Below are 2,860 nucleotides of genomic sequence, written 5' to 3' on the forward strand. Positions count from 1 at the left end.
CGTCCCCTATGCGCTCGCGAAAAATGTATTTTGCCGCCGTCGGTGCTGCCGGCGCCCTGGCCGCCGCCGTGGCCGGTCCAGCCGGCGCCGCGTTCCCCGACGGGGTGCCCGGTTCCAGTCAGGTCACGCTCCCGGGCGGCTCCGCCCTGCGGCCAGATCTCGACGTGAGTATCGACAACGTCGTCGTCAACCCGACCCCGCCTCATGTCGTCGCACAGATCAACCCGTTGTTCCGCGCCTACTCGATCGGGGCGGCCGACATCAACCGGGTCCAGAGCCACCTGCGGTCGCTCGAGCTGCGATCGGCAGGCGGGCACGACATGGTCTCGTGGACGCTGAGGAACGTCACCGATCATCCTGTCGCCTTCGGCTGGTTCTCGAAGGAGGGGCGGGGTGGCAACGGCGTGCTGGCGGCGGGTGCCTCGCGCACCCTGGACACGCATTCCTCCCTTGTCGTGGCCCGCGCGTTCGACCAGTCGTGGAATCCCTCACCCCAGCTGCCGACGATTGGTGTGTCGACCCACGGCCGGCCGGTGCCGGCCACCGGACCTGGCCCGTCGACCGCCACCACTACCGGCACTACCGGCACCGGCCCCGTCGCCCCGGGAGCCGGTATCGCGCCGGGCGCGCGGGGCGAGGCGCCCTCGTCCCCGCAGGCTTCTGGCGGTGGACAGGCTTCTGGTAGCGGACAGACTCCCGGTACTGGGGAGTCGACCGGTGGCGGACAGAACCTGAGTACCGCGAAGGCTCTCGGAACGGGAGCCCCAGCCCAGGGGACGGGCTCGACATCACCCGTAACCAGCGGCACGACGCCACAGGGCTCGCCCGGGCAACAGGGCGGCACCGGCACCGGCACGACGGCACCGGCGACGCCGATCACGACGAACACCATCCCCTTCACGGGATGACCGGCTCTATGGGATGACAGAGGTGACGGACGCGGGCACCCGGCGGCCTCGACCACCCGCCGGCTTGTCGGCGCCGCGCGCGTCGGCCGCGCTGGTGGTCGCCGTGTGCGGGCTGCTGTTCCCGGCCGCCTGCGCGGTCGGCGGTGAGGGCATCGGCGCCAGGTCTTCGGCCACCGGTATGTCTTCGGCTACCCCCAGGTCTTCGGTCACCGCTATGTCTTCTCGCGGCGCGGCGGCCGAACCGGAGGCGGTGAACACGATTCTGACCGCGACCGTCGCCGGCGTGGACGTCTACCCAACGCCCGTGTCCACCCGGCCCGCGTCGCGGCTGAGTAACCCGAACGAGGCGGGCGTGCCACGGGTCTTTCTCGTCACGGCGAGGCTGCCCGGATGGTGGCAGGTCCTGCTGCCGGTATGGCCCAACGGCAGCCGAGGATGGATCAGGGACGACCAGGTCCGCGCCAGCACCACCGCCTACCACCTGCAGGTCGTCCGCGGAGCCCACCAGTTGCGGCTGTACCGCGGGAACACGCTCATATCCTTGTTCGTGATGGCGGTCGGAACCACGGAAACACCGACTCCCGGGGGGCGGTACTACCTGACCGAACTGCTGCGGCCGCGGAATCCGACCGGACCCCACGGGCCCTTCGCCTTCGGCATCTCGGGCTTCTCCACCTCACTGGCCTCCTTCGAAGGCCATGCTCCGATTATCGGTCTGCATGGCACCAACCAGCCCCATACGCTGGGGCGTGACGTCAGCCACGGCTGCATCCGCCTGAGCAACAGCGACATCACCCGGTTGGCGGGCATGCTGCCCCTGGGCACGCCGGTCGACATCGTCGCCTGACCGGTCTCATCCCGAGGTCGTCGGTGCGGACTTCGCGGATGCAACAGACCCCGACGCCGAGCTGGAATCATTCAGGGCGGGGCCTGGCAGCCCGGCAGCCCGGCACGGCTGGCCGCGAGGCAGAGCCGGTTCTGCAAGGTCAGCTGGGTGGACGTCGGAGGAGGAGTGCGAAGCCGAGGGTGGCGATCCATACTCCCCAGAGTGTGGAGCCGAGGAAGCCCGCCGGTTCCCATGCGGGGACCTCGGGGATCGCGGTTGCCAGGATGTCGCCCTGGTTGAGCAGGTAGATGGCGCTTGCGACCAGGCCCAGCATGCCCACAGCGGCGGGAAGCGGACGGCGGCAGAGGATGATCACGGAGATCGTCGTCGACCAGGCGATGGCGAGCGTCTGGCCGAGGTGCTCGCCGAGCAGGGAGCCGCCGAGCTGGTGTTGTGCGAGCCAGGCGGCGTCGACGGCCGCTCGGGTCGTCGTGTCGCTGGCCATGTACTGCCGTGCCAGCGGCGGCACGACGAAGACCCAGCGCAGGAAGCCGGTGAGCGCGAGCACGATCGCGGCGGAGCCGACCCAGGTCGCGGCGCGCAGGACGGGATCGTCCCGGCGACCGAGGGCCGTGGGCAGCAGCAGCGTCGGCGGTAGCAGCAGAGCGTAGGTCCAGCCGGTCGCGAACCAGGTCCAGACCAGGCCGGTGCCGCCTCGGTGGAAGGACGGAAGGATGACGTCCGCCATCCCGGCGCGGTCAGCCTGCTGCTCGGTGGCCCGATGGACGGCCCCAACGCGCTCGCGCTCAACGAGCGACTGCTCGCGGCACTGGCCGACGGCGGGGTGCCGGCGGCGAACGCGGCCCGGTCCGTATATCTGCTGATCGTGTATGTGCTGGGCGCCATCGCGTTGGAGGCCGCCGAGCCGCACGAGCCGGGAACCAGCGAGGCAGAGCGGATCGCCGCCCGCCGTGACGCGTTCGCGGCCGTGCCCGCCGAGCACTACCCACGTACCGCCAGCCAGATTGACGTGCTGGCCGCCTACGTCACCACTGAGCAGTTCAGCTGGGGCCTCGACCGCGTCCTTGACGGCATCGAACGCCTCATTGAGCCTGACGCCTGGATC

The 2,860-nt window shown here is 70.5% G+C and carries 3 protein-coding genes and 1 pseudogene; 3 read left to right on the plus strand and 1 reads right to left on the minus strand.

Features of this window, described 5'->3' with window-relative positions:
• Nucleotides 1-908, plus strand: a pseudogene (locus tag ACY5KJ_RS07490) (hypothetical protein); the annotation flags it as partial.
• 13 nt (nt 909-921) lie between these two features.
• Entirely contained in the window at nt 922-1,755 is an 834-nt protein-coding gene (locus tag ACY5KJ_RS07495; protein ID WP_462203055.1) for a L,D-transpeptidase, read from the plus strand.
• Nucleotides 1,756-1,894: 139 nt separating this feature from the next.
• On the opposite strand, the gene ACY5KJ_RS07500 is transcribed toward ACY5KJ_RS07495, so the two are convergent.
• Nucleotides 1,895-2,482 carry a DUF4386 family protein gene (locus tag ACY5KJ_RS07500; protein ID WP_462186338.1) on the minus strand — a complete coding sequence of 196 codons (588 nt, stop codon included), beginning with the start codon at nt 2,480-2,482 and terminating at the stop codon, nt 1,895-1,897.
• Here ACY5KJ_RS07500 and ACY5KJ_RS07505 point away from each other — a divergent pair.
• Nucleotides 2,453-2,860, plus strand: a 408-nt coding sequence (locus ACY5KJ_RS07505; RefSeq protein WP_462203056.1) for a TetR/AcrR family transcriptional regulator C-terminal domain-containing protein, incomplete at its 3' end; no start/stop codon positions are given. The genes ACY5KJ_RS07500 and ACY5KJ_RS07505 overlap by 30 nt on opposite strands.

The sequence above is a fragment of the Frankia sp. CcWB3 genome, from assembly GCF_977927595.1.